This is a genomic window from Rhodoblastus sp. 17X3, from assembly GCF_030056575.1.
GTDB lineage: Bacteria > Pseudomonadota > Alphaproteobacteria > Rhizobiales > Beijerinckiaceae > Rhodoblastus.
Genome location: NZ_JASHHX010000041.1, coordinates 1 through 4,537 on the forward strand (window position 1 = coordinate 1; position 4,537 = coordinate 4,537).

General features: G+C 65.3%; 4 protein-coding genes. All 4 read right to left on the reverse strand.

Annotated elements, in window-relative coordinates:
- Window positions 1-1,950, reverse strand: a complete 1,950-nt coding sequence (locus tag QM467_RS19600; RefSeq protein ID WP_283368021.1) for a nitric oxide reductase activation protein NorD — start codon at window positions 1,948-1,950, stop codon at window positions 1-3.
- A gap of 7 nt (window positions 1,951-1,957) precedes the next feature.
- Window positions 1,958-2,773, reverse strand: a complete 816-nt coding sequence (locus QM467_RS19605) for an AAA family ATPase (protein ID WP_446737810.1) — start codon at window positions 2,771-2,773, stop codon at window positions 1,958-1,960.
- An 11-nt stretch (window positions 2,774-2,784) separates the two neighbouring features.
- Entirely contained in the window at window positions 2,785-4,146 is a 1,362-nt protein-coding gene (locus tag QM467_RS19610) for a cbb3-type cytochrome c oxidase subunit I (protein WP_283368023.1), read from the reverse strand.
- A 136-nt stretch (window positions 4,147-4,282) separates the two neighbouring features.
- On the reverse strand, window positions 4,283-4,537 hold a 255-nt coding region (locus QM467_RS19615), incomplete at its 5' end, for a c-type cytochrome (protein WP_342395144.1).

The window sequence follows — 4,537 nt, forward strand, 5'->3', positions numbered from 1 at the left end:
TCACCCCACAAGATGCCGGTAGATTGCGGGGAGCGCGGAGGAGAGCTTTTCCGGCTTGGACACGATGGCGAAGCCGGCCGGGCCGAACAAATGCGGCAGGTAGGATTGCGCCTGCGCGTCGATGGCGACGCAGAACACCGCCTGGCCGCGCCGTCGCGCCTCCTGGGCCGCACGCCGCGTGTCCTCGACGCCGAAGCGCCCTTCGTAATGATCGAGATCGTTGGGCTTGCCGTCGGTGATCACCAGCAGCAGCTTGCGCGCATTGGGGCGCTGGCCGAGCCGGAACGACGCATGGCGCATGGCGGCGCCGAGCCGCGTGTAGAAGCCGGGCTTGAGCGCGGCGATGCGCGCGTCGACCCTCGCGCCGAACGGCTCGTCGAAGGTCTTGCAGACATCGACAAACACGCGCTCCTTGCGCAGCGAGGAAAAGGCGTAAAGCGCGACGCTGTCGCCGCAGGCTTGCAGACCATGCGCCAGAGCGACCAGAGCCTCGCGCGCCACCGCGATCACCTGCTGGCCGTTGACCGCGCTTTCGGTCGAGCGCGAGGCGTCGAACAGCACGGCTACCGCCAGATCGCGCTCCTCATTGCGGGCGTCGCGATAGAGGCGCTCGCCGCCATGGCCGCTGGCGAGACGGTCCGCCGTGGCGCGCACGAACTCATCCAGATCCACTTCGCTGCCTTCGCTCTGCCGCGACAGCATCCGGCGTCGCGGGCGCAGGGCTTCGAACTGCCGCCGCACGGCCTCGACGCGACGGCGCGCGGCAGGGTCGAGCACCAGACCCTGCGGGGCCTCGGCGGCGATATTTTCCAGCACGCGCGCCTGATCGGCGACGAGCGCGCCTTTCTTCCAGTCCCATTCGGGATAGACGAAACGTCCGGCGAGCTTCTCGCGGTCGCCGTCTTCCGGGGCGAGGTCGAGATCGAATTTCAGGCGGGTCTTCGGCTTCTTGTGGTGTTGCGCAACGCCGATCTTTTCGGCGTCATTGGCGGCCTTGCGCGCCGAGTTTTCATCATCGTCGTCGACGTCGCGATTGACGTTGAGGAAATCGGCGAAGGAGAGGATGGATTCGAAGCGATGCAGGATCAGGCTGTCGCGCCGTTGCGCCTGATCGCTTTTGCGCCTTTCAGCCTTCAAGGTTTTTTCCGCGCCTTCGGCGGTCTGCCCACCGGGCTCGGGCGCGTCGCTGTCGCGCCTTGTTCCGCCAGCCGGGGGCGGCGGGACGCGCTCGCCCCACATCATAACGGGCCGGTAGGCCTTGTAATTCGCCGGCGCGCGCAAGGCGTTCAGGGCCTCCGCGTCGCCCGCCAGAGCGCGTTCGAGCGGGGTTTCGGTTTTCAATGGATCGCCGGCCAGCCGCGCGCGAATCCACGTTTCCAGCTCCGTTTCGAGCGGCGGCGCCTTGAGCGGCGGGCGCTGTTGAAGCGTTTGCGCGGCAAGCGCGGCGCGGATGGACGCAAGCCCCGGAAATTGCCGCGTCGCGCGCTCGCAATTGTCGAGAACCTGCCGCAGGCGAGCGACGTCGCGGCGCAGCGGATCGGCGAATCCGGTCTCGCCCGGCGCCGCAGCCACCGCGAGCGCGGCCAGCCAGAGATAGAGTTGGCGGTTAAGAGCGTCGGACGGAAAGGCGTCGATCTTTTCGGGCAGGAACAGCGTCACGCCGTCGAAGCGCGCCGTTTCGATCCTTTCGGCGTCGCCGCTGAGGCGCCGTCGCCAGCTGCGGCGATGATGCGAGCTTTCGCCGCCGGCGGGTTTGATCTCGACGCCGCTTTCGCCGCCGAGGCCGCGAAACAACACGCCCAAGCCGCCCTTGACCCGCGCCAGCTCGACGGCGGCTTGCGGAAAATTCCCGGTCGTGTCGCGCCCGCCGACGAGCGAATCCCACAGCGCGCCGACAGCCTCCTCCGGCTCCCAGAATTTGGTGTTGAGAATGGCGCGCAGCAGCGACATGGGCGCCTCAGCCGAGGGTGACTTTGACAAGATCGAGCAGGCCGGCCTTCACATCGGGATCGTCGCTGAGCGGCTCGATCAGGGCGGCCTCAATGGCGAGGTCGCGTTTCATGCCGTCCGTGATCAGGCTGGCGCAGGCGACGAGCAGTCGCGTCGAGGCGCCTTCCTCGAGATCCTGCCCTTTTAACGCCCGCAACCTTCCGGCGAGACGCACCAGAGTCTTGCATTGTTCGAGATCGAGCCCGGTCTCGCGGGATAGGATGGAGGCTTCGACGTCGGGCCTCGGATAGTCGAAGGCGATGGCGACGAAGCGCTGGCGCGTCGAGGGCTTCAGGGTTTTCAGCACCGACTGGTAGCCGGGGTTGTAGGAGATCACGAGCATGAAGTCGTCGGGCGCGTGGAGCGTCTCGCCGGTGCGGTCGAGCGGCAGGATGCGCCGGTCGTCGGTGAGGGGATGCAGCACCACCGTCACGTCCTTGCGCGCCTCGACCACCTCATCGAGATAGCAAATGCCGCCCCGGCGCACGGCGCGGGTCAGCGGACCGTCGGTCCAGATCGTTTCATTGTTCTTGATGAGATAGCGGCCGGTGAGGTCGGCGGCGGTCAGGTCGTCGTGACAGGCGATGGTGTCGAGCGCGAGGCCGAGCTTCGCCGCCATGTAGGCGACGAAACGCGTCTTGCCGCAGCCGGTCGGCCCCTTGAGCAGGATGGGGAGGCGGCGTCGAAACGCCGCCTCGAACAAAGCGCATTCATGGCCTTGCTGCTGGTAGAAAGGAAGGGAAGCGTTCATTTCTCTTTCCGTTGCGACAGCTGCGAGACTCATGGCGCCCTCCCTTATTCGGCGGCGGCGGCGACGCGGGTCGCGCCATTCCGGTTGATCGCTTCCGCCGAGCGCGGCACGAGCAGCGAATAGATGAACAGCAGCGCGCCCAGGACAGTCACCGCGCCCGCGCCGAACCGCATGATGTAGAACAGGCCGAGCTGGTCCTGCGCATCCATGTAGCTCATGCCCATCACCCGCTCGAGATGGGTCTGCAGCACGCCCGCGAAGGTCAGCGAGACCGTCATGAACACCACGCCGCCGGAGAGAACCCAGAAGCTCAGCATGTTGAGCACCTGATTATAGGGCGCGCGATTGAGGAGCTGCGGGAAGGCGTAGGTCATGATCGCCAGATTGAGGCAGACATAGGCCCCGTAGAAGGCGAGATGGCCATGGGCCGCCGTCACCTGCGTGCCGTGGGTATAGAAGTTCACGCCATGCAGGGTGTGCAGGAAGCCCCACACGCCGGCGCCGAAAAAGGCCAGCACCGAACAGCCGAGCGACCACAGCAGCGCGGCCTTGTTGGGATGGTCGCGGCGGCCCTTCCACACCATCGTGAAGGTGAAGAGCACCATGCCGAAGAAGGGCACGATTTCCAGCGACGAGAAGATCGAGCCGATCCACTGCCAATAGCCCGGCGCGCCGATCCAGTAATAATGGTGGCCGGTGCCGAGGATGCCGCTGAACAGCGCAGTGGCGACGATGACATAGAGCCATTTCTCGATCACTTCGCGGTCGACGCCGGTCATTTTTAGCATCAGGAAGGCGAGCACCGAGGCCATCACCAGCTCCCACACGCCTTCCACCCACAGATGGACGACATACCACCAGAACATCTTGTCTTCCGACAGGTTGGCCGGGTTGTAGAGCGAGAACAGGAAGAAGACGGCGATGCCCCACAGGCCGAGCAGCAGCACATTGGTGATCGCGGTCTTGCGCCCCTGCAACACCGTCATCGTGATGTTGAACAGGAAGATCAGCGCCGCGACGATGATGCCGAGCTTCACCCACAGCGGCTGCTCCAGATAGGAGCGCGCGTCGGAGGCGACGATGTGGAAGAGATAGCCCGCCACCGCCGCCAGAGCGCCCAGAAAGAAGATGGCGAACTGGATATAGGCGAGTTTGGGCGAATAGATCTCGCGCTCGGCTTCTTCGGGAACGAGGTAATAGGCGGCGCCGAAAAAGCCGAGCAGCAGCCAGACGATCAGCGCATTGGTGTGGATCATGCGAATGACGTTGAACGGCAGCACGTCGGCCAGGAAATTCGGCAGGACGTAGACGAGACCGCCGAGAAGTCCGAACGAGACCTGCACGGCGAAGATGAGCATGGCGCCAAGCCAATAGGTCTTGGCGATGCTTTGGGTTTGGTATGGCATCAAAACCTCCGCAAAAAGTTAGATCCAGGCTGGCTGTCGTCACGGACGACAGGCGGGCCGCGCCGACTGGCGCGGCGGCGGCTGATGCCGCCGGGCGGCTTCGACTTCCGGTTGTCGGCGGTCGAAGCCAACAAATTCAGTTGGACTTGGGGCGGGGCGGCCAGCCCTGCGTGTTGGTCCGGCTCGCCCAGGCGAGGAAATCGGCGAGATCGTCGAGTTCAGCTTCGCTCAGGTTGAATTGCGGCATCTGGCGGCGCCCCTGAGCGCCGGACGGCTGCGCCTTCATCCAGTCCTTGATCATCTGATGCGCGCCGGCGGGATCCTTGTCGCCGCCCCAGCGCTTGAACACGTCGCCGACTTCCGGCGCGAAACGCGCGCCTTCGCCATAGAT